25 protein-coding genes are annotated in these 23,392 nt (G+C 71.7%); 14 read left to right on the top strand and 11 right to left on the bottom strand.

Annotation, left to right across the window (positions count from 1 at the left end):
• Positions 1–188 precede the first annotated feature (188 nt).
• On the top strand, positions 189–1,034 hold the full coding sequence (locus tag ACM9LD_RS21395; protein ID WP_415678551.1) for an undecaprenyl-diphosphate phosphatase: 846 nt from the start codon (positions 189–191) through the stop codon (positions 1,032–1,034).
• On the opposite strand, the gene ACM9LD_RS21390 is transcribed toward ACM9LD_RS21395, so the two are convergent.
• Positions 1,021–1,884 (bottom strand): LysR family transcriptional regulator, encoded by an 864-nt coding sequence (locus ACM9LD_RS21390; protein WP_415678547.1) that lies wholly within the window; start codon positions 1,882–1,884, stop codon positions 1,021–1,023. The genes ACM9LD_RS21395 and ACM9LD_RS21390 overlap by 14 nt on opposite strands.
• A 70-nt stretch (positions 1,885–1,954) precedes the next feature.
• Here ACM9LD_RS21390 and dapA point away from each other — a divergent pair, with 70 nt between their 5' ends.
• The 4 genes from dapA to ACM9LD_RS21370 all read left to right on the top strand — a co-directional run bounded on the left by dapA (position 1,955) and on the right by ACM9LD_RS21370 (position 4,940).
• Positions 1,955–2,851: a 4-hydroxy-tetrahydrodipicolinate synthase gene (dapA, locus tag ACM9LD_RS21385; RefSeq protein ID WP_415678546.1), complete on the top strand. Its 897-nt coding sequence runs from the start codon at positions 1,955–1,957 to the stop codon at positions 2,849–2,851.
• Positions 2,852–2,925: 74 nt separating this feature from the next.
• Positions 2,926–3,585 (top strand): histidine phosphatase family protein, encoded by a 660-nt coding sequence (locus tag ACM9LD_RS21380; RefSeq protein ID WP_336670302.1) that lies wholly within the window; start codon positions 2,926–2,928, stop codon positions 3,583–3,585.
• Positions 3,582–4,163 (top strand): DUF3090 domain-containing protein, encoded by a 582-nt coding sequence (locus ACM9LD_RS21375; protein ID WP_224651265.1) that lies wholly within the window; start codon positions 3,582–3,584, stop codon positions 4,161–4,163. Before ACM9LD_RS21380 ends, ACM9LD_RS21375 begins: the two co-directional genes overlap by 4 nt.
• A gap of 6 nt (positions 4,164–4,169) precedes the next feature.
• Positions 4,170–4,940 (top strand): SCO1664 family protein, encoded by a 771-nt coding sequence (locus tag ACM9LD_RS21370; RefSeq protein ID WP_415678550.1) that lies wholly within the window; start codon positions 4,170–4,172, stop codon positions 4,938–4,940.
• A gap of 10 nt (positions 4,941–4,950) precedes the next feature.
• Here ACM9LD_RS21370 and ACM9LD_RS21365 read toward each other — a convergent pair whose 3' ends face one another.
• The 4 genes from ACM9LD_RS21365 to ACM9LD_RS21350 form a co-directional block, all read right to left on the bottom strand.
• On the bottom strand, positions 4,951–5,133 hold the full coding sequence (locus tag ACM9LD_RS21365; protein WP_415678545.1) for a hypothetical protein: 183 nt from the start codon (positions 5,131–5,133) through the stop codon (positions 4,951–4,953).
• Positions 5,130–5,996 (bottom strand): MbnB/TglH/ChrH family RiPP precursor modification enzyme, encoded by an 867-nt coding sequence (locus ACM9LD_RS21360; RefSeq protein ID WP_415678544.1) that lies wholly within the window; start codon positions 5,994–5,996, stop codon positions 5,130–5,132. The genes ACM9LD_RS21365 and ACM9LD_RS21360 overlap by 4 nt, the downstream gene beginning before the upstream one ends.
• Entirely contained in the window at positions 5,993–6,892 is a 900-nt protein-coding gene (locus ACM9LD_RS21355; RefSeq protein WP_415678543.1) for a TIGR04222 domain-containing membrane protein, read from the bottom strand. The genes ACM9LD_RS21360 and ACM9LD_RS21355 overlap by 4 nt, the downstream gene beginning before the upstream one ends.
• Positions 6,893–6,998: 106 nt before the next feature.
• Positions 6,999–7,868 carry a TIGR04222 domain-containing membrane protein gene (locus ACM9LD_RS21350; protein WP_415678542.1) on the bottom strand — a complete coding sequence of 290 codons (870 nt, stop codon included), beginning with the start codon at positions 7,866–7,868 and terminating at the stop codon, positions 6,999–7,001.
• Positions 7,869–8,115: 247 nt separating this feature from the next.
• Between ACM9LD_RS21350 and mshC the strand changes: the two genes are divergently transcribed.
• Together mshC and ACM9LD_RS21340 are read left to right on the top strand one after the other, a co-directional pair.
• Positions 8,116–9,360 (top strand): cysteine--1-D-myo-inosityl 2-amino-2-deoxy-alpha-D-glucopyranoside ligase, encoded by a 1,245-nt coding sequence (gene mshC / locus ACM9LD_RS21345; protein ID WP_415678541.1) that lies wholly within the window; start codon positions 8,116–8,118, stop codon positions 9,358–9,360.
• A gap of 25 nt (positions 9,361–9,385) precedes the next feature.
• A complete protein-coding gene (locus ACM9LD_RS21340) occupies positions 9,386–9,697 on the top strand; it encodes a hypothetical protein (RefSeq protein ID WP_068525617.1) in 312 nt (103 codons plus the stop codon).
• 13 nt (positions 9,698–9,710) lie between these two features.
• Here the strand turns inward: ACM9LD_RS21340 and ACM9LD_RS21335 are convergent, their stop codons facing one another.
• Positions 9,711–10,574: a PAC2 family protein gene (locus ACM9LD_RS21335; RefSeq protein WP_415678549.1), complete on the bottom strand. Its 864-nt coding sequence runs from the start codon at positions 10,572–10,574 to the stop codon at positions 9,711–9,713.
• Positions 10,575–10,627: 53 nt separating this feature from the next.
• On the opposite strand from ACM9LD_RS21335, the gene metH reads away from it, so the two are divergent.
• Together metH and ACM9LD_RS21325 are read left to right on the top strand one after the other, a co-directional pair.
• Positions 10,628–14,233, top strand: coding sequence for a methionine synthase (gene metH, locus ACM9LD_RS21330; protein ID WP_415678540.1), 3,606 nt, complete (start codon positions 10,628–10,630; stop codon positions 14,231–14,233).
• Positions 14,234–14,239: 6 nt separating this feature from the next.
• Positions 14,240–14,416 carry a hypothetical protein gene (locus ACM9LD_RS21325; RefSeq protein ID WP_415678539.1) on the top strand — a complete coding sequence of 59 codons (177 nt, stop codon included), beginning with the start codon at positions 14,240–14,242 and terminating at the stop codon, positions 14,414–14,416.
• A 17-nt stretch (positions 14,417–14,433) separates the two neighbouring features.
• Here the strand turns inward: ACM9LD_RS21325 and ACM9LD_RS21320 are convergent, their stop codons facing one another.
• Positions 14,434–14,967 (bottom strand): Uma2 family endonuclease, encoded by a 534-nt coding sequence (locus ACM9LD_RS21320; RefSeq protein WP_415678538.1) that lies wholly within the window; start codon positions 14,965–14,967, stop codon positions 14,434–14,436.
• An 88-nt stretch (positions 14,968–15,055) separates the two neighbouring features.
• Between ACM9LD_RS21320 and ACM9LD_RS21315 the strand changes: the two genes are divergently transcribed.
• Positions 15,056–15,931, top strand: coding sequence for a DUF2268 domain-containing putative Zn-dependent protease (locus tag ACM9LD_RS21315; RefSeq protein WP_415678537.1), 876 nt, complete (start codon positions 15,056–15,058; stop codon positions 15,929–15,931).
• On the opposite strand, the gene ACM9LD_RS21310 is transcribed toward ACM9LD_RS21315, so the two are convergent.
• A complete protein-coding gene (locus ACM9LD_RS21310) occupies positions 15,912–17,630 on the bottom strand; it encodes a bifunctional metallophosphatase/5'-nucleotidase (RefSeq protein ID WP_415678536.1) in 1,719 nt (572 codons plus the stop codon). The two genes, ACM9LD_RS21315 and ACM9LD_RS21310, sit on opposite strands and share 20 nt — an antisense overlap.
• 84 nt (positions 17,631–17,714) lie before the next feature.
• Here ACM9LD_RS21310 and ACM9LD_RS21305 point away from each other — a divergent pair, with 84 nt between their 5' ends.
• Positions 17,715–18,377, top strand: a complete 663-nt coding sequence (locus tag ACM9LD_RS21305; protein ID WP_415678535.1) for an HAD family hydrolase — start codon at positions 17,715–17,717, stop codon at positions 18,375–18,377.
• On the opposite strand, the gene ACM9LD_RS21300 is transcribed toward ACM9LD_RS21305, so the two are convergent.
• Both ACM9LD_RS21300 and ACM9LD_RS21295 read right to left on the bottom strand, forming a co-directional pair.
• On the bottom strand, positions 18,364–18,765 hold the full coding sequence (locus ACM9LD_RS21300; protein WP_415678534.1) for a hypothetical protein: 402 nt from the start codon (positions 18,763–18,765) through the stop codon (positions 18,364–18,366). The two genes, ACM9LD_RS21305 and ACM9LD_RS21300, sit on opposite strands and share 14 nt — an antisense overlap.
• Before the next feature lie 107 nt (positions 18,766–18,872).
• Positions 18,873–20,771: an alpha/beta hydrolase gene (locus ACM9LD_RS21295; protein WP_415678533.1), complete on the bottom strand. Its 1,899-nt coding sequence runs from the start codon at positions 20,769–20,771 to the stop codon at positions 18,873–18,875.
• 36 nt (positions 20,772–20,807) lie between these two features.
• On the opposite strand from ACM9LD_RS21295, the gene ACM9LD_RS21290 reads away from it, so the two are divergent.
• The gene (locus tag ACM9LD_RS21290) at positions 20,808–21,071 is read left to right on the top strand and encodes a phosphoribosyl-ATP diphosphatase (RefSeq protein ID WP_068525912.1); all 264 of its coding nucleotides are present in this window, start codon (positions 20,808–20,810) and stop codon (positions 21,069–21,071) included.
• Positions 21,072–21,094: 23 nt separating this feature from the next.
• On the top strand, positions 21,095–21,940 hold the full coding sequence (gene hisG, locus ACM9LD_RS21285; protein ID WP_415678532.1) for an ATP phosphoribosyltransferase: 846 nt from the start codon (positions 21,095–21,097) through the stop codon (positions 21,938–21,940).
• A gap of 40 nt (positions 21,941–21,980) precedes the next feature.
• Here hisG and ACM9LD_RS21280 read toward each other — a convergent pair whose 3' ends face one another.
• Entirely contained in the window at positions 21,981–22,811 is an 831-nt protein-coding gene (locus ACM9LD_RS21280) for a thioesterase family protein (protein ID WP_415678531.1), read from the bottom strand.
• A gap of 70 nt (positions 22,812–22,881) precedes the next feature.
• Between ACM9LD_RS21280 and ACM9LD_RS21275 the strand changes: the two genes are divergently transcribed.
• Positions 22,882–23,355, top strand: coding sequence for a DUF1877 family protein (locus tag ACM9LD_RS21275; protein WP_415678530.1), 474 nt, complete (start codon positions 22,882–22,884; stop codon positions 23,353–23,355).
• Positions 23,356–23,392: the final 37 nt, after the last annotated feature.

Genomic DNA, 23,392 nt, shown 5'->3' with positions numbered 1-23,392 from the left:
ACGGCGGGCTGGGCCGGGACGATCGTCGGACGGTCCTCCCGCGCGGGCGTCGTCGAACAGCCGGTGAGGGCGACCGCTGCGACGACGGTGAGGGCGGCGATCCGGGAGGCGAAGGTGCGGGTCATGATCCCTCGAAACTACCGCCCCGGGCCCGTCCCGGCTGCGGCCGGTAGCCTGCCCGGGTGGACATGACGTGGTTGCAGGCGATCGTGCTCGGCTTGGTGCAGGGGTTGACGGAGTTCCTCCCCGTCTCGTCCTCGGGGCACCTGCGAATCGTCTCGGAGCTCTGGTTCGGCGACGACGCGGGAGCCTCGTTCACCGCGGTCACGCAGCTGGGCACCGAGCTGGCGGTGCTCATCTACTTCGCCCGCGACATCTACCGCATCGTGGTGGCGTGGTTCCGCGGCCTGTTCGACGCGGGCGAGCGGGGCGTCGACTACCGGATCGGCTGGTACGTGATCATCGGCACGATTCCGATCGGTGTTCTCGGCTACCTGTTCAAGGACGAGATCCGCACCGCGGCCCGGAACCTGTACCTGGTGGCGACGATGCTCATCGTCTTCTCCATCGTCATCTTCGCCGCGGAGTACGTGAGCTCGAAGTTCTACGCGAACCGTCAGCGCCCGTTGGAGCAGGTCACGGCCCGCGACGGCATCATCATGGGCTTCGCTCAGTGCCTGGCGCTGATCCCCGGCGTCTCCCGCTCCGGCGCCACGTCGAGCGCGGGCCTGTTCCTCGGCCTGCAGCGCGAGGCGGCGGTGCGGCTCTCCTTCCTGCTCGCGATCCCCGCGGTCACCGCGTCGGGCCTGTTCAGCCTGCCGGACGCCTTCGCGCCGGCCGGCGAGGGGCTGCACGCCTCCGGGCCGCAGTTGCTGGTCGCGACAGTGATCGCCTTCGTCGTGGGCTACGCCGCGATCGCCTGGCTGCTGAACTTCGTCGCGAAGCACTCGCTGAACTGGTTCGTGGGCTACCGGATCATCGTCGGTTTCCTGGTGCTGGGCCTGCTCTGGGGCGGCGTGATCAGCGCGACCTGAGCGCCGCCCGCGCCGCCCCGATGAGCGGGTCGCGCGCCGCGCCGCGCCGGTAGGCCAGCGCGGTGTGCCGGACCACGTCGAGCGGGGTGAGCAGCACGTTGCCGGGGACGTCGACGGCCGCGAGGTCCGGGATCACCGCCACCCCCTGGCCGGCTTCGACCAGCGCGAGGACGGCGGTGAAATCGTCGGTGCGGTGCCGCACGCGCGGCGTGAAGCCCGCGTTCTCGCAGGTCCGGACGGTGGCGTCGTCGCACAGCGTGCCGACGGTGCCGGAGATCCAGCGCTCCTCGGCGCAGTCGGCGAGCGCACGTGCGCGATCCCGCGGGGTCGCGAGGTGCACGGCCTCGTCGAACAGCGGCTCGGTGTCGAGCGCGGGTTCCTCGCGCGTGGGCAGGCAGTCGTAGCTCTGGAGCAGGGCGACGTCGAGCCGCCGGGAGCGCAGTTCTTCGGGCGCCGTCGCGGGGTCGATCTCGGTGACGCGGACGCGGAGCAGCGGGTGATCGCGCGAGAGGCGCAGGAGGGCCGGGGTGATGACGGTGCGCATGGCGGAGCTGAACGCGCCGATCCGCAATTCGCCCGCGACCTCGGTGCCGAGGGCGTCGATCTCCGCGCGGGCCCGTTCAAGGCGTTCGAGCACCGCGTCGGCGTGGCCGGCGAGGATCCGGCCGGCCTCGGTGAGCCGGACGGTGCGGCCGGTGCGCTCGAGCAGGGGCCTCCCGGCCTCGCGCTCCAGCGTCGCGAGCTGCTGCGAGACGGCCGACGGGGTGTAGTCCAGCGCCTGCGCGACGGCCGTGATGGTGCCGCGCAGCGAGAGCTCCCGGAGGAGTCGCAGCCGGTGCACGTCGAGCATAAGCTGAGCTTACGCTCGACATCGGAATATCGCGCTGGATCTTTCGCTCGCGGTGTCGGAACCTGAGACCATGCAGCTCACCGGTCTCCACGTCCCCCTCGTCACGCCGTTCGCCGCGGACGGCACCGTCGACCTCGCCTCGCTCGAGCGCCTGGCCCACGACACCCTCGCCGACGGTGCCGACGGACTCCTCGCCCTCGGCACCACGGGCGAGCCCGCGACCCTGACCGCCGCCGAGCGGGCCTCCGTGATCGACCGGATCGGCGGGGTCTGCGCCGAGCACCGCGCCGTTCTCACCGTGGGCGTCGGCAGCAACGCGACGGCGGACACCGCGGCCTCGCTCGGCGGCATCGACCCACGAGCCGACTTCGCGCTCGTCGTCGTGCCGTACTACACGCGGCCCTCGGAGGCGGGCGTGGTCGAGCACTACCGCAGGGTCGCCGCCGCGAGCCCGGTGCCGGTGATCGTCTACGACATCCCGCAGCGCACCGGACGTACGTTGTCTCTGGAGACGCTGCTCGAACTGGCCGCCATCGACGGGGTGGGCGGGTTCAAGCACGCCGCCGGCGGGGTCACCGAGACGACGGTGCGCCTGCTCGCGGCGATCAACACCGCGACGCCCGGCGCGATCTCGATCCTCGCGGGCGATGACGCCTTCGTCGGCGCCGTGTTGGCGCTCGGCGGGCACGGCGCGATCTCCGCCTGCGCCAACGTCGCCGCGGGGGAGTTCGCGGCGCTCGTCGCGGCGTGGCGCGAGCACCGGCTCGAGGAGGCCCGCGTGGTCGGCGGCGCCCTCGCGGAACTGGCGGCGGCGCTGTTCGCCGAGCCCAATCCGACGGTGATCAAGGGTGTCCTGGCCGCGCAGGGCCGGATCGCCACGCCCGCGGTGCGCCTCCCGCTGCTCCCGGCGTCCGACGGTGCCGTCGCCGCCGCATGCGGTCTGGCGAGGTCCGTCGTCGCCGCGTAGCCGCGGACGCCTCCGGTTCAGCCCTGAGCGATCAGAGGGCGGGGCAGGACGTCCCGCGTGCATAGACTCGGGGCATGACCGTGATCCTGCTGCGCCACGGCCGCTCGACCGCGAACACCTCCGGGGTGCTCGCGGGACGGGCCGAGGGCGTCGCGCTCGACGACGCCGGCCGCGCCCAGGCCGCCGATCTCGTCGGTCGCCTCGCCGACGTCGAGCTGGTGGCCGCCGTCCGTTCTCCGCTCCTGCGCTGCGAACAGACCCTCGCGCCGCTCGCCGCCGCGCACGGCCTCACCCCCGAGGTCGACGACCGGCTCGTCGAGGTCGACTACGGCACCTGGACCGGCCGGGCGATCAAGGACCTGCTGCAGGAGCCCCTGTGGAAGGTCGTGCAGCAGCAGCCCTCCGCGGCCGTCTTCCCCGACGGCGAGGGGCTCGCCGACGTCCAGGCCCGCGCGGTCGCCGCGATCCGCGAGGCGGACCGCCGCTTCACCGAGGAGCACGGACCCGGTGCCGTCTGGGTGGCGTGCAGCCACGGCGACGTCATCAAAGCCGTCGTCGCCGACGCGCTCGGCACGCACCTGGACCAGTTCCAGCGGCTCTTCGTCGCCCCGGCGTCCGTCTCCGTCGTGACGTACGGCCCCGCGCGCCCGCTCGTGCAGTGCGTCAACTCGTCCGGTACCGTCACGCTGCCCAAACGTCCAGCCAAGGAGGCCACGGTGGGAGGCGAGGCATGAGCCGCTCCGTCCATGTTTTCCGCACCCCCGACAGGTTCGTCGTGGGCACCGTCGGGCAGCCCGGCGATCGTGCCTTCTACCTGCAGGCCGTGCACGATTCCCGCATCGTCTCGGTGCTGCTGGAGAAGCAGCAGGTGGAGGTGCTCGCAGAGCGCATCGCCGCGCTGCTCGACGAGGTGGCCCGCCGCTTCGGCACCGCGATGCCCGCCGCCGACACGCCCGTCACCGACCTGCAGCCGCTCGTGATGCCCGTCGACGCGGAGTTCCGCGTCGGCACCATGGGCCTGGGCTGGGACTCCGAGGAGAAGGCGGTGGTCATCGAGCTCCTCGCGATCACCGAGCAGGAGCTCGACGAGTCCGTCGTGCTCGCCGACGACGCCGAGGAGGGCCCCGACGCGGTCCGCGTCTTCCTCACCCCCGTCGCCGCCCGGGAGTTCGCCAACCGCTCGGAGAAGGTCCTCGGCGCGGGCCGCCCGGCGTGCCCGCTCTGCGGCGAGCCGCTCGACGCCGACGGACACATGTGCGTGCGCCTCAACGGCTACCGCCGCGGCGCCGCCTTCGGTTCCGAGGACGAGTAGGTGGACCTGACGGTGGACCTCGAGAGCGCCGATCTGACGATCCTCGGCCGGATCACCAGCGCCTCCAACGCCACCCTGCTCTGCGACCTCGGCGACACGGGGGAGCGGGCGGTCTACAAGCCGATCCGCGGCGAGGTGCCGCTGTGGGACTTCCCCGACGGGACGCTCGCCGGCCGCGAGGTCGCCTCGTACCGGGTCTCGGAAGCGCTCGGCTGGGGCCTGATCCCCGAGACCGTGCTGCGCGACGGCCCGCTCGGGCCCGGGATGGTGCAGCGCTGGGTCGTCGAACCGGAGGACGGCCCGGACCTGGTCGACCTGTTCCCGCTCGACGCGGTGCCCGAGGGCTACCTGAAGGTCTTCACCGGCTACGTGGAGGACGAGGACGCGCCGGACGGCATCGCGGAGGTCGCCCTCGCGCACGCCGACGACCCGCGGCTGCGCCGCCTCGCCGTGCTCGACGTGCTCATCAACAACGCCGACCGCAAGGGCGGACACGTGCTCACCGGCCCGGACGGCCGCGTGCAGGGCGTGGACCACGGCATCTGCCTGCACAGCGCGCCGAAGCTCCGGACCGTGCTGTGGGGCTGGGCGGGCCGTCCGGTCGGCGACGAGCTGCTCGCCGACGTCGAGTCCTTCCGGTCCTCCCCGCCGGACCTGACGGGGCTCATCACCGACGAGGAGCAGGCCGCGCTCGTCGAGCGGGCGGCGATCCTCCTCGAGCTCGGCGCGATGCCGCTGCCCAGCCCGAGCCGGCCGATCCCCTGGCCGCCGTTCTGACCGGTTCCGGTCAACCGCGCCGCGGCAGCCACCGGGTCCGACGGGGCGCCGGCGCGTGCGCCGCGTGCGCGTCGCGCTTGTGCCGGCACACCGCCCCGGCCGCCGCGACCTCGTCCGGATCGAAGCCGTCCGGCACGGGACCGTCGGCGACGAGGGCCCGGACCAGTGCCTCCTGGCGTTCCCGCAGGTTCATGCCCACTCCTTCCGCGCGTGCTCGGTGATAGACGGACAGCCGGCGGCCGCGGCGATGGAGTCGAGCTCGTCGAAGAGCTCGGCCGCGGGCGGGTAGCGACCGTCGCGCTCGAGCATGAACGGCACGTCCGCGCGCTCCCGCAGGGCCGTGACCAGCTCGAGCACGCCGGCGTTGACCGGGTCGGTGTGCGTGTCGTGATAGCGGCCGCCGCCCTCGGATCCGCCCGCGACGTGGCTGTAGGCGATCCGGTCGACGGGCAGCCGCGCCAGTTCGTCGTGCGGGTCGCGGCGCCGGTTGAGCGCGTTGGCGTAGACGTTGGCCACGTCCAGCACGAGCAGCGCGCCGGTGCGCTCCAGCAGCTCGGTGAGGAACTCGGCCTCGGAGTAGTCCTCCTCGGGCCACCGCAGGAAGGCCGCGATGTTCTCCACGGCCAGCGGCACCGGCAGCGCGTCCTGCATCCGGGTGATGTTTCGGACCAGTACGTCGAGCGCCTCCCGGGTGCGGGGGACCGGCAGCAGGTGCCCGGCCTCGATGCCGCCGGCGCGGACGAAGGCGATGTGCTCGCTGACCAGCGGCGCGCCGAAGGCCTCGGCGCACGCGACCAGACGGTGCACGCGGTCCGGTTCGAGCGCGTCGACGCCGCCCAGAGAGAGCGCGACGCCGTGCGGCACGAGTGGGACGCCGCGATCGCGGAGATCCGCCAGCAGGGGGTCGAGCTGCGCCCGGCCACGCCGGATCGGGACGGACTCGGCGATCACCTCGCAGAAGCCGGGCCGCAGGTCGGCGATGACGCCCGCGATCTCACGCCGCCAGCCGAGTCCGAGCGGTCCGAGGGCGGAAACGGTGCGCGTCACGGTGCTCATCCTCCGCACCCGCCGCAGCCGCCACAACCCCCGCACCCGCTGCAGCCGCCCCCGCACGAGGCGCCGCCGCACGAACCGCCACCGTCGCCGGAGGCCTCGGCGCTGCCGGCCAGCTCGAGGGTCTCGGCGAACGCACCGTCGAACTGCCACAGCGCGGCCGTGCCGAAGAGGGCGACGGACAGCCCCACCGCCGCGCCGCCGTACGTCGACCAGGCGGGCTTGCGCGACGGCGCCAGGTAGTCCAGGCGATCCTTCTCGGCGCGGAGCAGGCGCTTCCCGGCGCGGGTGCCGCGGTCGACCGACCACAGGTGCGGCGCCACGACGATCAGGGTGATGAGCGACGGCACCAGGACGCCGGGGACCAGCGCGAGCGGCTCGCGGCCGAGAACGACGACCCGTGCGAACGCGGTGATCGCGCCCCCGACCGCGGCCGCGGTCACCGGGGCCGCCCCGAGCCGCATCCGCCAGCGGTCCGTCTCAGAGCGCAGGTAGCCGCGGGTGGCGAGCCGTTCCTCGAGGGCGTCGAGCTCGTCCGACAGCGCGACCGTGACCTCGCCCACCGGGTACGACGAGAGGCCGTCGCAGTACGCGTGGACGGCGCGGACGAACGGATCGGCGTCGGGCGGCGGCGGATGCCCGGTCATCTGCCGTACCGAGCTGACGTGTCCGCCGGCACGCAGCTGTGCCAGCGCCACCACGACGGGGGCCTGCCTGCTCCGCACGCACGCCAGCTCGACGGCCGACAGCGGGGGATCGACGACGGTGCGCCGCCACGGCGCGGCGACCCGTCGCCAGGCGAGGGCGAGCGCCACGCCGCCGAGCAGCAGGCACAGGAACCAGCGGGTTTCGGCGGGAAGGAGCGTTGCGATGACTGTCTCAAGTGCGGTGCGGGGCATGACGTTCACCTCCTGGTGACGGGTTCGATGAGATCCCGGCGCCCTCGCTGCGGAGGGCCCGGTGGTTCCGGGGCTCGGGTGCTGGGATGGGGATGCGCGCGGCGGCTCAGCCGCCGCCGCAGGAGGAGCCGCCGCAGGTGAAGGAACTGCCGCAGGACGATCCGGCGCCGCCGCTGCCCGTGCCGCCCGCCACGGCCATCGCCGCGGCGTACCGGGGGTCGATCTGCCAGAGGGCGGCGGTGCCGAAGAGGGCCACGGACAGCCCCACCGCGGCGGCGCCGTAGGTCGCGAAGGCGGGTCGCAGGGCCGGCTTGAGGTAGCTCGCGCGAGCCTGCTCGGCCGCGAGGAGCCGCTTTCCCGCCCGGGTGGTGCGGGGCACCGACATGAGCGGGGGGACGAGGAAGACGGCCGTGAGCACGGACGGGACGAGGAAGGACATGACCGCCGCCTCCACCGGATGACGCCCGGTGAGGGCAAGCACGGGCGTGCACACGATCCCCGCGACCACGACGGCGGCGAGCGGCACCGCACCGAACCGGGTGCGCCAGCGCTCGCCGCTCGTGCGCAGGTAGCCGCGCCGCGCGAGACCGTCTTCCAGGTCCCGCAGCGGGACCAGCTGGTCGTGGAGCAGCAGATTCACCGAGAACTGCGAGCCGTCGAGCCGGTGCAGCATCCGGCGGGTGAACTCGTCCGTGGCGGGAGGGAGGGGCTGCGCGGGATCGGCGCGGCCGTCGGCGTCGAGGTGCCCACCCGCCCTGAGCAGGCCCATCGTCGCGACGAGCGGAGCCTGCCACGACCGCAGGCAGGCGATCTCCGCCACGGTGAGCGGTGGGTGCTCGACGACCGGGCGGCGGACCGCGGTCAGGAAGCGCCAGGTCAGGGCGAAGGCGATGCCGCCGAGCAGGCAGTACAGGAACCACCGGGACTCGGTGGGGAACATGTGGTCGAGGACGTTCTCGAATGGATTGCGGGACATGACATTCACCTCCTGTGACGGGCGGACCTTCAACGTTGGGTAAAGCATGGCGGCAGATCGGGCTACCCGCTAGTAACCGGGGGCAAGAGTTTGCTGAGAGTTCGTGTGGCACAGGATCGTCCCTCGTTGGCCGGCGGTTCGTTCACCTTCCGCCTTCCGCGGCCCGCGTCGTGGCCCGGCGAGCAGGCCTCCGCCCGCCGATCCGGCCCGGAATCCACGTCCGGACGAGTGCGCATAGGGTGGGGGCATGCGTTCCTGGCCGACCCCCACCGTCCCCACCGTGCCCGGACCGTCGGTCCCGCTGCGCCTCTACGACACGTCGGACGCGGCCGTGCGCCCCGTCAACCCCGGCGCGGTGGCCGGCATGTACGTCTGCGGCATCACGCCCTACGACGCCACGCACCTCGGCCACGCCGCCACCTACCTCGCGTTCGACCTGGTCAATCGCGTGCTGCGGGACAACGGCCACGAGGTGCACTACGTGCAGAACGTGACCGATGTCGACGACCCGCTGTTCGAGCGGGCTGAGCGCGACGGGATCGACTGGCGAGACCTCGGGGCCCGGGAGACGGACCTGTTCCGCGAGGACATGGAGGCCCTGCGGGTGATCCCGCCGCGCGACTACATCGGGGCCGTCGAGTCGGTCGACGAGGTCGTCGAGTACGTCGGAAAGCTCCTGGAGAACGGCTCGGCGTACATCGTCGACGACGCCGAGTTCCCCGACGTCTACTACCGCTCCGATGCCACGGAGCAGTTCGGGTACGAGTCGGGCTACGACCGCGCGACCATGGAGAAGTTCTTCGCCGAACGCGGCGGCGACCCCGACCGCCCGGGTAAGCGGGACCCCATCGACCCGATCCTGTGGCGCGCCGAGCGTCCCGGTGAGCCGTCGTGGCCCTCGCCGCAGGGCCCCGGCCGCCCCGGTTGGCACATCGAGTGCGCCGCCATCGCGGCGAACCGCCTGGGCGCGACGTTCGACATCCAGGGCGGCGGCAGCGATCTGATCTTCCCGCACCACGAGTACTCCGCGGCGCACGTCGAGGCCGCGACCGGCGAGCGGCGGTTCGCCCGGCACTACGTGCACGCCGCCATGATCGGCCTCGACGGCGAGAAGATGTCCAAGAGCCGCGGCAACCTCGTCTTCGTGTCGAAGCTGCGGCGCTCGGGCGTCGACCCGGCCGCGATCCGCCTCGGCCTGTTCGAGGGGCACTACCGCCAGGACCGCCCGTGGTCCGACGAGGTGCTGCAGCGCGCGCTCGCGCGATTGGACCTGTGGCGGCGCGCCTTTCGCGCGTCGTCGGCCCCGGACGGCGATGAGCTGATCGCCCGCGTGCGCCGGTACCTGGCGGACGATCTCGACACTCCGCACGCCCTTGCCGCGATCGACGCCTGGGCCGAGAAGGCCGTCACCGTCGGCGGACCCGACGCCGGCGCACCGGCCGCGGTGGCGGCGGCGGTCGACGCGCTGCTCGGCGTACCTGCCGCGGCCTGACAGCCCGACACGCTATATTGCGCCTGTGAGGACCGTCAGCGAGTTGGCCCCGGATCTGACCGAGGGCGTGTGGACCGTACAGACCCGCACGTCCACGTACGTGGTCGATCTGGGGGAGATGACCCTGATGCGCGCGCCCGGGATCGGCGGTGATTCCGAGGACGAACAGTGGAGCATCAGCTCCCTGCGCCGCGACTCGGAGGACATCCCGCTGCTGGGTATCAAGAGCTGCCGCGTCGGCGAATCGGCCCAGTTCTGGGTGCGCGCCGCGGACGACCCGGACGTGCGCACCTGGCGCATCACCACGCCGGTCGTCTCGATCGAGCGGATCGGCTGACGCTCGGGCCGGCCTACGGGCCGGTGCCCGGGTCCCGGCGCCGCAAGTACTTCTCGAACTCCTCCGCGATCGCGTCGGCGTCGATGTGCTGTTCGACGTCCTTCGCCTCCGCGTCGCCGCGCTCCTCGAGCCCGCGCACGTAGTCGGCGACGTCCTCGTCGTCCTCGGTCATCTCCGTCACCGACGATTCCCACGCCTCCGCGCGGGTCGGCAGGTCGCCCAGCGGTACCGCGAGGTCGAGCGCCTGCTCGACACGCTGCAGCAACGCGACGGTGGCCTTCGGGTTCGGGGGCTGCGAGACGTAGTGCGGCACCGCGGCCCAGAAGGAGACTGCGGGGAAGCCCGAGCGCACGCAGGCGTCCTGCAGCACACCGGTGATCCCCGTCGGTCCCTCGTACCGGTTCTGCTCGAGGCCGAAGCGCTTCGCGGAGTCCGCGTCGTAGCCGGCGCCCGTGACGGGGACCGGACGGGTGTGCGGGGTGTCCGCGAGCAGCGACCCCAGGATCACGACACTGTCGATGCGCAACTCGGCGAAGATCGTGAGCAACTGGTCGCAGAACGCGCGCCAGCGGAAGTTCGGCTCCGTGCCGCGGAGCAGCACCACGTCGCGATCGGCCTTGGGCGGGCGGCACACCGAGAGCGTGGTCGACGGCCACTCGACGGCGCGCGTCACCCCGTCGACCTGCTTGATGATGGGGCGATTGACCTGGAAGTCGTAGAAGTCGTCGGAGTCGACCTCGGTGAGGAGCTTCGCGTCCCAGATCAGTTCGAGGTGCTCGACGGCGCCGGACGCGGCGTCACCCGCGTCGTTCCAGCCCTCGAACGCCGCGATGAGGACCGGGCGGTCGAGCTCGGGGAAGGACGTCACTTCGATCAGAGTACGCGCCGGTCGTGAAGATTCGATTTGCCCGCACCCACTACCCTGGGACTATGACCCGTACGCATCAGCAGCCGCTGCAGTCGAGTTTCCTGGAGGCGGCCTCGAGCCGTGTTCTCATAGGCGACGGTGCGATGGGCACGATGTTGCAGGCAGCGGACCTGACCCTGGATGATTTCCTGGGCCTGGAGGGCTGCAACGAGATCCTCAACGACACCCGGCCGGACGTGCTGGAGGAGATCCACCGCGCCTATTTCGCCGCCGGTGCCGACGCGGTGGAGACCAATACCTTCGGCTGCAACCTGAGCAACCTCGGCGACTACGACATCGCCGACCGCATCCGGGAGCTGTCGGAGAAGGGCACCGCGATCGCCCGCAAGGTGGCCGATGAGTTCGCCGCGGACGGCACGCCCCGGTTCGTCCTGGCCTCCATGGGCCCCGGCACCAAGCTGCCGACGCTGGGCCACACGTCGTTCGCCGTGATCCGCGACGCCTACGCCGAGGCCGCGCGCGGCATGCTCGACGGCGGCGCGGACGCCTTCCTCATCGAGACCTGCCAGGACATCCTGCAGTCCAAGGCCGCGGTCCTGGGCTGCCAGGACGCGATGGACGAGCTCGGCCGGCGCATCCCGGTCATCGTGCACGTCACGGTGGAGACCACGGGCACGATGCTGCTCGGCTCGGAGATCGGCGCCGCGCTGACGGCGCTGGAACCCCTGGGCATCGACATGATCGGCCTGAACTGCGCCACCGGGCCGGCGGAGATGAGCGAGCACCTGCGGCACCTGTCGCGGCATTCGACGATCCCCGTGTCGGTGATGCCGAACGCCGGCCTGCCGGTGCTGGGCAAGAACGGCGCCGAGTACCCGCTCACGCCGGAGGAGCTTGCGGGGGCCCTGTCGGGCTTCGTCGCCGAGTTCGGGCTGAGCTTCGTGGGCGGCTGCTGCGGCACCACCCCCGAGCACATCCGCCAGGTCGCCGAGGCGGTGCGGGCCACCGAGCGCCTGCAGCGCGTCCCGGAGACCGAGAGCGCGATCAGCTCGCTGTACACGTCCGTGCCCTTCGCGCAGGACGCCTCGATCCTGATGATCGCCGAGCGCACGAACTCGAACGGCTCCAAGGCCTTCCGCGACGCCATGCTCGCGGGCGACCACGACAAGTGCGTCGACATCGCCAAGGACCAGATCCGCGACGGCGCACACATGCTCGACCTCAACGTGGACTACGTGGGGCGCGACGGTGCGCTGGACATGGCGGCGCTGGCCGCTCGCCTGGCGACCGCGTCGACCCTGCCTGTGATGATCGACTCCACCGAGCCGGAGGTCATCAAGGCCGGCCTGGAGCACCTCGGCGGACGGTGCGCCGTGAACTCGGTGAACTACGAGGACGGCGACGGCCCGGAGTCGCGCTTCGTGAAGATCATGGAGCAGGTCAAGGCGCACGGAGCGGCCGTCGTGGCGCTGACCATCGATGAGGAGGGCCAGGCCCGCACCGCCGAGTGGAAGGTGCGGATCGCGGAGCGGCTCATCGCCGACCTCACCGAGAACTGGGGCCTGAGCCTCGACGACATCATCATCGACCCGCTGGTGTTCCCGATCTCGACCGGCCAGGAGGAGGTCCGGCGCGACGCGCTCGAGACCATCGAGGCGGTGAAGGTCCTGCACGCGAAGTACCCGAGCCTGCACTTCACCGTCGGCCTGTCGAACGTGAGCTTCGGCCTCAACCCCGCCGCGCGGCAGGTGCTGAACTCGGTGTTCCTGCACGAGCTGACCGAGGCGGGGCTCGACTCCGCCATCCTGCACGCGTCCAAGATCCTGCCGATGAGCAAGATCGAGGACGTGCAGCGCGAGACCGCGCTCGACCTGGTCTACGACCGCCGAGGCCTCGACGGGCTGCAGTCGGGCGGCGACGCCGACTACAACCCGCTCTCGAAGCTGATGGAGCTGTTCGAGGGCGTCTCGGCGGCAGGCGCGCGCGAGTCCCGCGCGCAGGAGCTCGCGAAGCTGCCGCTGTTCGAGCGGCTGGAGCGGCGCATCGTCGACGGTGAGCGCGAGGGCCTGGACGCCGACCTCGACGAGGCCATGGCGACGGTGCCGCCGCTGAAGATCATCAACGACACGCTGCTCTCCGGCATGAAGACGGTCGGCGAGCTGTTCGGCTCCGGCCAGATGCAGCTGCCCTTCGTGCTGCAGTCCGCCGAGGTGATGAAGGCGGCCGTCGCGTACCTCGAGCCGCACATGGAGAAGTCCGAGGACGACGCCGGCAAGGGCCGCATCGTGCTGGCGACCGTCAAGGGCGACGTGCACGACATCGGCAAGAACCTCGTGGACATCATCCTGTCCAACAACGGCTACGAAGTGGTCAACATCGGCATCAAGCAGCCGATCGCCGCCATCGTCGAGGCCGCCGAGGACAAGCACGCCGACGTCATCGGCATGTCCGGCCTGCTGGTGAAGTCCACCGTGGTGATGAAGGAGAACCTCGAGGAACTCAACACCCGCGGGCTGGGGGAGAAGTACCCCGTGCTGCTCGGCGGCGCGGCCCTGACCCGCGCCTACGTCGAGAACGACCTCGCCGAGGTCTACGCGGGCGAGGTCAGCTACGCCCGCGACGCCTTCGAGGGCCTGCGCCTCATGGACGACATCATGGCCCTCAAGCGGGGCGACGGTCCCGATCCCGACAGCCCCGAGGCCCTCGCGGCCGCGGAGAAGGCCCGCGAACGCAAGGAGCGGCACGCCCGCAGCCGCCGCATCGCCGAGAAGCGCAAGGCCGAGGCCGCGCCGGTCGTCGTGCCGGACCGGTCCGACGTGGCGCTGGACTTCGAGGTCGCCACCCCGCCGTTCTGGGGCACCCGCGTCGTCAAGGGCATCGCGATCAGCGAGTACGCCTCTCTACTCGACGAGCGCGCGCTGTTCTTCGGCCAGTGGGGCCTCCGCGGCGCCCGCAAGGGCGAAGGACCGTCGTACGAGGAACTGGTCGAGACCGAGGGCCGGCCCCGGCTGCGGTACTGGCTCGACAAGCTCAAGTCGGAGAAGATCCTCGACCACGCCGCCGTGGTCTACGGCTACTTCCCGGCGGTGAGCCACGGCAACGTCATCGACGTGCTCGAGTCGCCGGAACCCGATGCGCCCGTGCGGTACTCGTTCGAGTTCCCGCGGCAGCAGCGGGGCCGGTTCCTCGCGATCTCGGACTTCATCCGCGACCGCGAGACGGCGATCGCCCGCGGCGAGGTCGACGTGCTGCCCTTCCAGCTGGTCACCATGGGGCAGCCCATCGCGGACGCCGCGAACGAGCTGTTCGCCGCCAACAGCTACCGCGACTACCTCGAGCTGCACGGCATCGGCGTACAGCTCACCGAGGCGCTCGCGGAGCGCTGGCACCAGCGGGTGCGGCAGGAGCTGATCCTGCCCGGCGGCCGCAAGGTCGCGGACACCGACCCGACGGCGGTCACCGACTTCTTCGACCTCAAGTACCTCGGCGCGCGCTACAGCTTCGGCTACGGCGCCTGCCCGGACCTCGAGGACCGCGCGAAGATGGTCGACCTGCTGCAGCCCGAGCGCATCGGCGTGCAGCTCTCCGAGGAGCTGCAGCTGCACCCGGAGCAGTCCACCGACGCCTTCGTCCTCACCCATCCCGAGGCGAAGTACTTCAACACGTAGGCCGCGATGGACGACTACCGCCTGCACCTGCAGGCCGGCGAGCCCGGCGACGAGGGCGCCTGGTTCTGGCGACTCGACGACGCCGCCGGCCTGCAGATCGCGGCGTCCTGGGCGGTATCGCTCGCGGACGCCCTCGACGCCGTGAAGAAGGTGTCCGCCGACCTCGGCCTGGACGACGTCTGACGGCCAGGGGATCTGCGTCAGCGCAGCGCGGACAGATCGACGACGAGGCGGAGGAGTCCGTCGACAGCGATGCGGTCGGCCACGGTCGGGCCCTCGTACGCGCCGTCCACCAGCGTGAGTACCTCGGCGGACGGGCCGTCGAGGTCGACGATCCAGTAGTGCCGGATCCCGGCGGCTGCGTACTCGGCGCGCTTGACCACGCCGTCCCGTCGCCGGGAACCGGGCGACATGATCTCGACCGCCACGATCACACCCTCGGCCGTCAGCGGTTCGGGTGCGTCGGCTCTGATCACCACCACGTCGGGCTGGCGGACCGTCGCCGGGCGCCGTTCGAGGATCACATCCAATTCGTGGAAGACCTGATACTCAGCTGGCAGTTGTGTGCGCAACTGCCCCGCGATGCTGAGGATCGCTCCCGAATGCTCTCTTCTCGGACTCGGTGACACCTCCAGTACCCCCCGGCACAGTTCGGCGCGCCGCAGCGATTCGTCCTCCCCCAAGGCGAACCATTCCTCCAGCGTGAGCAACGCGGGATCGGATGCGGCGGTCATGGCCCGATGCTACTGCGAACGACCGACACGCGGAACGGCTTGGGAACGGCTTGACCCTCCCGTCACGGGAGGTCCTAGCGTCGCGGACATGAAGATCACCGTCCTGGACACGTACGCCGCGATGCGCGCGATCCTGTGCGCGCCCGAGGAGAAGCGCGCGGCGCTGCTGGAGGAGATGTGGCGGCCGGTCGCGGGCATGTACCGGTACTTCCCGGGCCCCGTCGACCTGGTGGCGATGCACGCCGCGTCGTCCGGATTCCCGCTCGACCGCGATACCGACGCCTGCCTCGCCGCGGTCGAGCGGCTCCGCGCCGCGGACGCGTGGGGCCGGATCGAGCGGGCGCTCGGCCATGCCGCCGACCGGCTCGCGGACGCCCTGCGCCGCGTCGACCTGCCGGAGCTCACCGTCCTGCTCGTCGTCGGCGATCCGGGAGACCGGATCTACCTCGACGAGGCGCTCGGCCTCACCGCGAACGGCGGCGTCACCGGCTACCTCTACCTCAACGTCTGGCCGTCGCCCGAGAACCTGGACCGGCTGGAGGCCATGGCGGTCCACGAGTTCGACCACAACGTGCGGTACGCCCCCGGCGGCGTCGTCTGGGACCCGGCGACGGTCACCGTCGGGGAGCAGATCGTTTCGGAGGGCCTGGCGGACGCCCTCGCCCGTGAGCTGTACGGCGAGGAGCTGGGCCCCGCGCGGATCGGGGTCCCGCACCGCCACGACGACGCGCTCTACGCCACCGTCGTCGACAACCTCGGCGTCACCGGCATGCAGAACTTCGCCTCGTGGGTGCTCGGCGACGCCATCGCCGGCCGGTTCGGAGCGCCCCCGATCGGCGTGCCGACGGGCGCGGGCTACGCGGTGGGCAACCGCCTCGTCGACGCCTACCTGGCTGCGACGGGTCGCACCGCGAGCGAGGCCGTGCACGCGGACGCGCGCGAGATCATCGATACAGCTTGGTGACCCGGCTGGTGGGCACCTGCAGGTCCGGGGTGGCCTGCAGGTACTTCTCCAGCGCGTCGAGGTCGATGCCGCCGACGGCGAGCTCGGTCGACTGGGTGAACACGCTGAAGCCGTCACCGCCCGCGGCGAGGAAGTTGTTCGTGGTCACCCGGTACTTCGCGACGGGGTTCAGCGGCTGGTCGCCGACCTTGACGCTGTCGCGCACCACCTTCCGGTTGGGCGCGCCGTTCGGGTCGTAGCTGTAAGTGATGCCCGACGGTGCCAGGATCGTCGTCTTCGCGGGGTTCTGCCACTGCTGCTCGAGAAGGTCGATGATCTGCTGGCCGGTGAGCGAGACGGTGACCACCTGATTGCCGAAGGGCTGCACCGTGTACGCCGCACCGTAGGTCACGTCGCCGCCCTTGAGGTCGGCGCGGACGCCGCCCGGGTTCATGAGCGCGATCTGCCCGGCCGCCTCGTTCGGCGGGCGGGTGGTGAAGAGCATCGCGTCGGCGATGACGTCGCCGAGCGGCGAGTCGCCGCCGGGGAAGGCCTCCCGCTTGAGCTCGGTGGGGATCCTGCCGATCACCCGGTCGGCGCGCGGCTTGGCCTCCTTCTCGTAGAACTCGACGAGGCGCTGCGTCGCGGCGTCGGCGGGGAGGTCCCGGCTCACGACGCGGTTCACGGCCGTCGCCTTGGCCGCGGGGCCGCTGAAGTCGAGCGTGATGTCGGTGATGAGGCGGCCGTACGACGCCGCCTGGGTGACGGTGCGCCCGTCGATGGAGCAGTTGTAGGCCTGGTGCGAGTGCGCGGTGACCAGGGAGGTCACCGCCGGATCGATCCGCTTGGCGAGGTCGGGCACGGGCGCGGAGACGTCCTGGCAGGCGTTCGGGTCCTGCTCGCCGGAGCCCTTCTGCGCGCCACCGTCGTGCATGGTCGCGACGATGGCCTGCGCGCCCGCGGCCTTGATCTCGGGCACGTACTTGTTGATGGCGTCGGCCTCGTCGCCGAAGCTGTAGCCGCGCACGCCCTCCGGCGCGACGATGGTCGCCGTCTCGGGGGTGACGGTGCCGATCACGGCGATCTTCTTCCCGCCGACCTCGAACATCTTCCACGGGACGGTGCCAGGCGGCAGCTGCCCCTGCTCGTTGGTGACATTCGCGGCGAGGTACTGGTAGGCGGCGCCGGGGAAGGGCTCGCCGGGCTCGCAGCCCTGGGGCGCGCAGCCGCCCTTCTGCAGCCGCTCCAGTTCGATGGTGCCGTGGTCGAACTCGTGGTTGCCCACCGAGCTCGCCTGCAGGCCCACCGAGTTCAGGAACTTGATCGTCGGCTCGTCGCGGAACAGCGCCGAGACCAGCGGGCTGGCGCTCACCAGGTCGCCCGCCGCGACCGTGAGGGTGTTCGGGTAGTGCTTCTTGAGCCGCTGCAGGGCGGTGGCGAAGTACGCGGCGCCGCCGGCCTCCTTGCCGCCGATCTTCCCGGTCGAGCCGGTCGGCGGCTGCAGGTTGCCGTGGAAGTCGTTGAACGCCAGCAGGTGCACCTGGTCCGGGTTCGCGGCCGGCAGATCGTCGACACCGGGCACGGTGAAGCTCGCCTTCGCCGTCGACGACGCCGCGCCGGAGGACGACGGCGCCGCGTCGTTCCCGGAGGTGCCGCAGCTCGCGAGGAGCGCAGCGGTCGCGGTCAGGGCCAGGGCGGTGTGCAGCCTGCGATTGCGCATGTCAGGAATTCGAACACAGGCAGTCATCGTTCGGGTGACGAATGAATTAACACCCCGTGCGCGCGCCGACCTAGGGTGGGCGGCATGACCACCTCGTCGCTGCCCGCCGCGGTTCTGTTCGACATGGACGGCACCCTCCTCGACTCCGAGAAGCTCTGGGACATCGCCGTCGCCGAGTTCACCCGCGACCTGGGCATGGAGATCACGCCGGAGGCGCGGGAGTCGACGCTGGGCAACGCCACCGCCGACGCGCTGCGCAAGCTGTTCGACTTCGCGCAGGTCCCGGAAGCGGACCGCGACTACGCCGGCGCGGAGCGGTGGGTGTCGAACCGCGTGGTCGAGCTGTTCGACGGTGGCATCCCGTGGCAGCCCGGCGCCCGCGAGACCCTGGACCTGTTGGCGGCCGCGGACGTCCCGCTCGTGCTGGTCACCAACACGATCCGCGAGGTGACCGAGCACGCGCTCGGCACCCTCGGGCGCGACCGGTTCGTCGCCACCGTCTGCGGCGACGAGGTGCCCAGCCCCAAGCCGGCCCCGGACCCGTACCTGCGCGGCGCCGAGCTCGCGGGCTTCCCCGCGGCGGACTGCGTCGCGGTGGAGGACTCGCCGACCGGTTCGCGCTCCGCCCTCGGGGCCGGGTGCACGGTGCTCACCGTCGGTCCCGAGCCGGTGCTCGACGGTGCCCGCCACCTCGGCACGCTCTCCGGTGCGGCGCTGGTGGACTTCGCGCCGCTCAGCCGACGCTGAACGAGGCGTCGCCGGCCCGGCAGGTTGCCGGACCGCGCGCGTCCGTCGCGGTGCACCGCCACCCTCCCGTCTCCAGGGTGACCGCCTGCCCGTCAGCGTGCGCGGCCGCCGCGGTGTAGGCGCGCGCGGCCCGGAGCACCCGCACGCAGTTCGCCGAGCCGCTGCGGATCACGACGAGCGCGTCGTCCTGCGCGCCGGCCACCGAACCGCAGACCGTTCCGGTGGCGGCCAGTTCGACGGCGTCGGCCGGTGCGGCCGGTGCCGGTGCGGACGTGCCGGCGACTGCGGAGAAGCTCACCTCGCTCGCCGCCGGATCGTCGTTCGCCGCCGCGCATCCCGCGAGAGGGAGCAGCAGGAGGCCACACACTGCAGACCAACGAGGGTTCATTTCCGCGACGCTAGCGTCGAGTACCGCGACCCGCTCGGCGAGAGCCCCCGAAAGTGTTGCGCGTCACGGCCTTCGCTCCATTGCCGCGCGCGACGGCCCGTTCCCAGCTACTTCTCCGCGCCGTCGATGGCGGCGCTGGCCATGACGGCCATGCGGACCCGTTCGGTGTCGGCGGGGGTCCAGTCCGCGGGCGGCAGGACGGCGGCGAAGGCGTCGACCATCGCGGTCCCGTAGTTGTGCCCGTGCCCATCGGGCACCCCGGCGGCGTTCGCGAGATCCGCGGAGACCTGCCAGAACGTGACGAACGGATACCAGGCCATCGCCGGACTGCGGTCGCGACCGGGCGGCTCGCGGAGCCAGTCCGGCTGGCGCAGTATCAGTTCCGGCGACCACCACACGACGGGGTCCGACGGGTGCTGGACGTAGACGATGTGCGGGCCCAGCCACTGGGCCCCCGAGCCGCTGCCGTCCCCGGTCAGCGGCCGCTGCCCGTCGGTGAAGCGAACGATGAGCCCGTCGGTGTAGGTGGGCAGCACCTCGGGCGTGCCCAGGTCGCGGCGGTCGGTGATCGCCGAGTGGATCGGATTCGCGCGGGGCGGACCGAGCCAGACCACACCGTCGACCTTGTCGCGGATGTCGGGCAGCCCGGCGAAGGCGCCCTCGCCGGCCCGAGAGCCGAGGCTCTCGCCCATCACGAGGAGCTTGGGTCGCGCCGGGACGGGCCTCGCGCGCACGTCGGCGACGACCGCGTCGATGAGCCGCTTCCCGGAGGCGAGCGAGGCCTCGCCGTCGGTGAGGAAGGAGATCCAGCTGGGCAGGTACGAGTACTGCATCGCGACCAGGGCGACGTCCCCGTCGTACATGAGCTCGACGGCGCGCGCGGCGGTCGGGTTCACCCACCCGGATCCGGTGGTCGGCACCACCACGACGTGGCGGCGATCGAGGGCGCCGGTGCGGGCGAGCTCGCGGTGCAGCAGCGCGATCCGGTCCTCGGGCGTGTCGGCGTTCTCGAGGCCCACGTAGACCCGGACGGGCTCGGTGACGGGCCGCGTGGTGAACCGGGCGATCTCCGCCGCCCGGAGGCCGCCGGAGACGAACTTGCGGCCCTCGTTCCCCAGCCCGGACCATCGCGCGGCGGAGGCCTCGGATCCCGAGCGCCACGCCTCGGCCGGCTGCGGGAACTCGGGCAGCTCCTGGTCGTTCGTCGCCGAGGCGAGGGTGTTCGCGGTCGCGGTGAAGGCGCGGAAGCCGACGTCGTTGACGGTGAAGACCACGAGGATCACGACCAGGCCGGCGCCCAGCACCTTGGCCGCGGGCTGCGGCACCCGGAGGTAGGTGTTCGCGCGGCGGGCCAGGAACAGGCTCAGGTCGCGCAGCACTCGGAAGGTCGAGATGAGGGCGGCGGACACGAGGAACGCGACCACCGGCGTGAGGACGTACCAGAGGTTCGATCCGGGCGGCATGTCCATGAGCGCACGCACATCGTCCTGCCAGCGCTTCGCGGCGACCATCATCGCCAGCCCGCCGACGAGGACGCCGAGCACGATCAGCGCCCGCCACACCGGCACGAAGCGGGCCCGCCGCGGATCGTCGCGGATCGGGTGCGCCCGCACCAGCAGGTCGACGATCACCCATTTGAGGAACACGCCGATCGCGTAGCCGATCACCGCGTTGATCCCGGAGACGATGCCCTGGAAGAACCACGACCGGGGGAGCAGCGACACCGTCAGGCTGCTCATCAGGAACAGGCCGCCGACGAACAGCCCCGCGAAGTCGAGGTGCAGCAGGCTCCACGCCCACGCGAACAGGGGATGCCGGGCCGCGAACTCGTCGTAGTTCTCGCGCAGGAAGCGGTCGGGGTCCCGCGCGGCGCGCACGAATCGCAGTCGCGCCCGGATCAGGGCGCGGGTGTACCGGTACTGGGTGGCGCCCTTGGCGGGCGGGGTGCCGGGCCCGTCCGTATCCGGGGCCGACGATGCCGTCGCCTCGGTCACACTGCCCTCCACACGGACCACTCTAGTTCGCGTGGGACAATGACCTCCGTGAAGACCATGGAGACGCTGTTCGCGGAGTTGGCCACCAAGGCCGAGGAGCGGCCCGCCGGGAGCGGGACCGTCGAGGCGCTGGACCGCGGTATCCATTTCCTGGGCAAGAAGGTGCTCGAGGAGGCGGGCGAGGTGTGGATCGCCGCCGAGCATCAGAGCGACGAGGACCTCGCCGAGGAGGCCTCGCAGCTGCTGTACTGGCTGCAGGTGCTGCTGGTCAAGCGCGGCCTGACGCTCGACGACGTCTACTCCTACCTCTGACTTTTCCCGAAGGAACCACTCACATGTTGCGGGTCGCCGTACCGAACAAGGGCGCGCTCTCCGAGGCCGCCGCCGCCATCCTCAGCGAGGCGGGATACCGCCGCCGCTCCGATGCGAAGGACCTCACGGTCCTCGACAACGCCAACGAGGTGGAGTTCTTCTTCCTCCGTCCCAAGGACATCGCCCTCTACGTCGGCTCGGGCGAGCTCGACATGGGCATCACCGGCCGCGATCTCGCGCTGGACTCGGGCGCCGAGTTCACCGAGCGCCTCGCGCTGGGCTTCGGGCGCTCCACCTTCCGCTACGCCGGCCCCGCCGGCCGGGAGTGGACCGTCGCCGATCTGGGCGGCAAGCGGGTGGCCACGTCGTACCCCAACCTGGTGCGCCGCGACCTCGCCACCCGGGGTCTCGACGCCGAGGTGATCCGCCTCGACGGCGCCGTCGAGATCTCCATCCAGCTCGGCGTGGCCGACCTCATCGCCGACGTCGTGGAGTCCGGCCGTTCCCTGCGGCAGAACAACCTGGTCGCCTTCGGCGACTCCCTCTGCGATTCCGAGGGCGTGCTCATCGAGCGCGTCGGCCTCGACGCAGACCGCGCCCGCGACCAGCTCACCGCGCGGCTCAAGGGCGTCGTCTTCGGCCGCCAGTACGTGATGCTCGACTACGACTGCCCGCGCACCCTGCTCGACGGTGCCATCGCCGTCACACCCGGCCTGGAGTCGCCGACGGTGGCGCCCATGGCCGACGACGACTGGGTCGCGGTGCGCGCCATGGTGCTTCGCAAGGAGGCCAACGACGTGATGGACGACCTCGCCGAGCTCGGCGCCAAGGCGATCCTCATGACGGACATCCGCAGCTGCCGGTTCTGAGGTCGCACGGCGCGCTCCGATGCGGAGCACGCCACGGTCGTCAGCGGGCGGCGACGAGGAGCGTCTGCGCGCCCACGGCGAAGGCGCCGTCGCCGTCGTAGAGGCGCGAGACCGTGGTGCCGATGCCCTCGTTCCCGACGAGTTGGTCGCCGAGCAGGCCGACCCAGCCGTCGACCGGATTCGGCGACCGGTGGAAGTGCACCGTCATGTCCATGTTCATCCAGGTCACGGCGGTGGGATCGAGGTAGGCGGAGATGCCGTTCGCGGCGTCGACCACCGAGAAGACCTGCACCAGGGGCGAGGGCTCCTCGCCGGCGACGAGCGGCATCTTCGCCCGGATCCAGCACTGCTTGACGCCGTCGGGCCCGTCGGGGCCGTCGACGAACTTCCAGTCGCACGCGGCGAGGAAACCCTGGTCCTTCAGGTGCTTGAAGAAGTCGGGCATGAGGCCCTGCGAGGCGCCGGCCGGTGGCAGGGCGGGGGAGAGGTCGCGGGCGATCGCGGTGGTGTCCGATGCGGCGAGCGCCCACGCCTGCGCCCGGGCCACGGTGCGGTACTCCCCGGCGCCGTCGACGCAATCCATCTCCGCGGCGATCAGCGAGATCGTGCGGCCGGGCCGCGCGACCCACGCCCGCACCCGGGTCCGGGTGATCGGCACGACGCCGAGCAGGTCGATCGTCACGCGGGAGATCCGCGCGCCGTCGCCGGCCAGCTTCTCCATGGCGCGCACCATGATCGCGGCGGGCGGCGCGCCGTGCTGCATGGTGTCCGCCCACACGCTCGCGGTCGACGGGGTGGGATCGAAGACCTCGTAGTCGACGCCGTCTGCATCAAGGGTCCCGGCGGGATGGAAGAACGCGTCATCAGCCATGTACCAGTCCTACCGATACGCCGGATTCAGGATCTCGGCGGGGTCGGATTAGCGGACCTATCATCGAGCGATGTCGGTCATCGCCTGCTACGCCCGCGTCGCACCGTCCGAGTTCGCCGCGCTGAACGACCAGGGCTTCGATCCGGATACCTGGGACGAGGAGTTCGATCGCTTCGACGGCGAGGGACGCACCGCCGACATCGACCAGGCACATGAGGCGCTCGACGCGGTACTGCGCGCCCACGGGATCGCCGTTCCGGTCGTCTACGCCGGCCGGCCCGTTCCGGATACCGTGATCGGATACGGCCCGGTCGTTCTCGTCGCGCCCGACGAGGTCGCGGCAGCTGCGTCGGCGCTCGCCTCCCGAGAAGCGGAGACGGCGATCACCGCGGACTCCGTGTCCGGCACAGCCGGCATCGGCCCCGTCGACGACTGGGCCTCCGCCGAAGGGCTCGACTACCTGCGGACCGCATACCGCTCCCTCGCCGCGCTCTACACCGCTGCAAATGCGTCGCACCAGCTCGTCCTGATGACCATGCAGTGATCGCGGGCCGGGCCCGCCGGACCGGTTGCCCGACCTT

Origin of the sequence: Tsukamurella hominis, assembly GCF_965137015.1 — a bacterium.
Classification (GTDB): domain Bacteria; phylum Actinomycetota; class Actinomycetes; order Mycobacteriales; family Mycobacteriaceae; genus Tsukamurella; species Tsukamurella hominis.
The sequence above is the reverse complement of the archived record's forward strand: the minus strand, read 5'-3'. Positions and strand labels throughout refer to the sequence as shown.

Coding starts and splice junctions, on each gene's coding strand:
- ACM9LD_RS21305 (WP_415678535.1), top strand. CDS start 17,715: ATGACCACCTCGTCGCTGCCCGCCGCGGTTCTGTTCGACATGGACGGC.
- ACM9LD_RS21395 (WP_415678551.1), top strand. CDS start 189: ATGACGTGGTTGCAGGCGATCGTGCTCGGCTTGGTGCAGGGGTTGACG.
- ACM9LD_RS21375 (WP_224651265.1), top strand. CDS start 3,582: ATGAGCCGCTCCGTCCATGTTTTCCGCACCCCCGACAGGTTCGTCGTG.
- ACM9LD_RS21360 (WP_415678544.1), bottom strand. CDS start 5,996: ATGAGCACCGTGACGCGCACCGTTTCCGCCCTCGGACCGCTCGGACTC.
- hisG (WP_415678532.1), top strand. CDS start 21,095: ATGTTGCGGGTCGCCGTACCGAACAAGGGCGCGCTCTCCGAGGCCGCC.
- ACM9LD_RS21325 (WP_415678539.1), top strand. CDS start 14,240: ATGGACGACTACCGCCTGCACCTGCAGGCCGGCGAGCCCGGCGACGAG.
- ACM9LD_RS21280 (WP_415678531.1), bottom strand. CDS start 22,811: ATGGCTGATGACGCGTTCTTCCATCCCGCCGGGACCCTTGATGCAGAC.
- ACM9LD_RS21315 (WP_415678537.1), top strand. CDS start 15,056: ATGAAGATCACCGTCCTGGACACGTACGCCGCGATGCGCGCGATCCTG.
- dapA (WP_415678546.1), top strand. CDS start 1,955: ATGCAGCTCACCGGTCTCCACGTCCCCCTCGTCACGCCGTTCGCCGCG.
- ACM9LD_RS21300 (WP_415678534.1), bottom strand. CDS start 18,765: ATGAACCCTCGTTGGTCTGCAGTGTGTGGCCTCCTGCTGCTCCCTCTC.
- ACM9LD_RS21365 (WP_415678545.1), bottom strand. CDS start 5,133: ATGAACCTGCGGGAACGCCAGGAGGCACTGGTCCGGGCCCTCGTCGCC.
- ACM9LD_RS21275 (WP_415678530.1), top strand. CDS start 22,882: ATGTCGGTCATCGCCTGCTACGCCCGCGTCGCACCGTCCGAGTTCGCC.
- ACM9LD_RS21355 (WP_415678543.1), bottom strand. CDS start 6,892: ATGCCCCGCACCGCACTTGAGACAGTCATCGCAACGCTCCTTCCCGCC.
- ACM9LD_RS21380 (WP_336670302.1), top strand. CDS start 2,926: ATGACCGTGATCCTGCTGCGCCACGGCCGCTCGACCGCGAACACCTCC.
- ACM9LD_RS21390 (WP_415678547.1), bottom strand. CDS start 1,884: ATGCTCGACGTGCACCGGCTGCGACTCCTCCGGGAGCTCTCGCTGCGC.
- ACM9LD_RS21310 (WP_415678536.1), bottom strand. CDS start 17,630: ATGCGCAATCGCAGGCTGCACACCGCCCTGGCCCTGACCGCGACCGCT.
- mshC (WP_415678541.1), top strand. CDS start 8,116: ATGCGTTCCTGGCCGACCCCCACCGTCCCCACCGTGCCCGGACCGTCG.
- metH (WP_415678540.1), top strand. CDS start 10,628: ATGACCCGTACGCATCAGCAGCCGCTGCAGTCGAGTTTCCTGGAGGCG.
- ACM9LD_RS21320 (WP_415678538.1), bottom strand. CDS start 14,967: ATGACCGCCGCATCCGATCCCGCGTTGCTCACGCTGGAGGAATGGTTC.
- ACM9LD_RS21350 (WP_415678542.1), bottom strand. CDS start 7,868: ATGTCCCGCAATCCATTCGAGAACGTCCTCGACCACATGTTCCCCACC.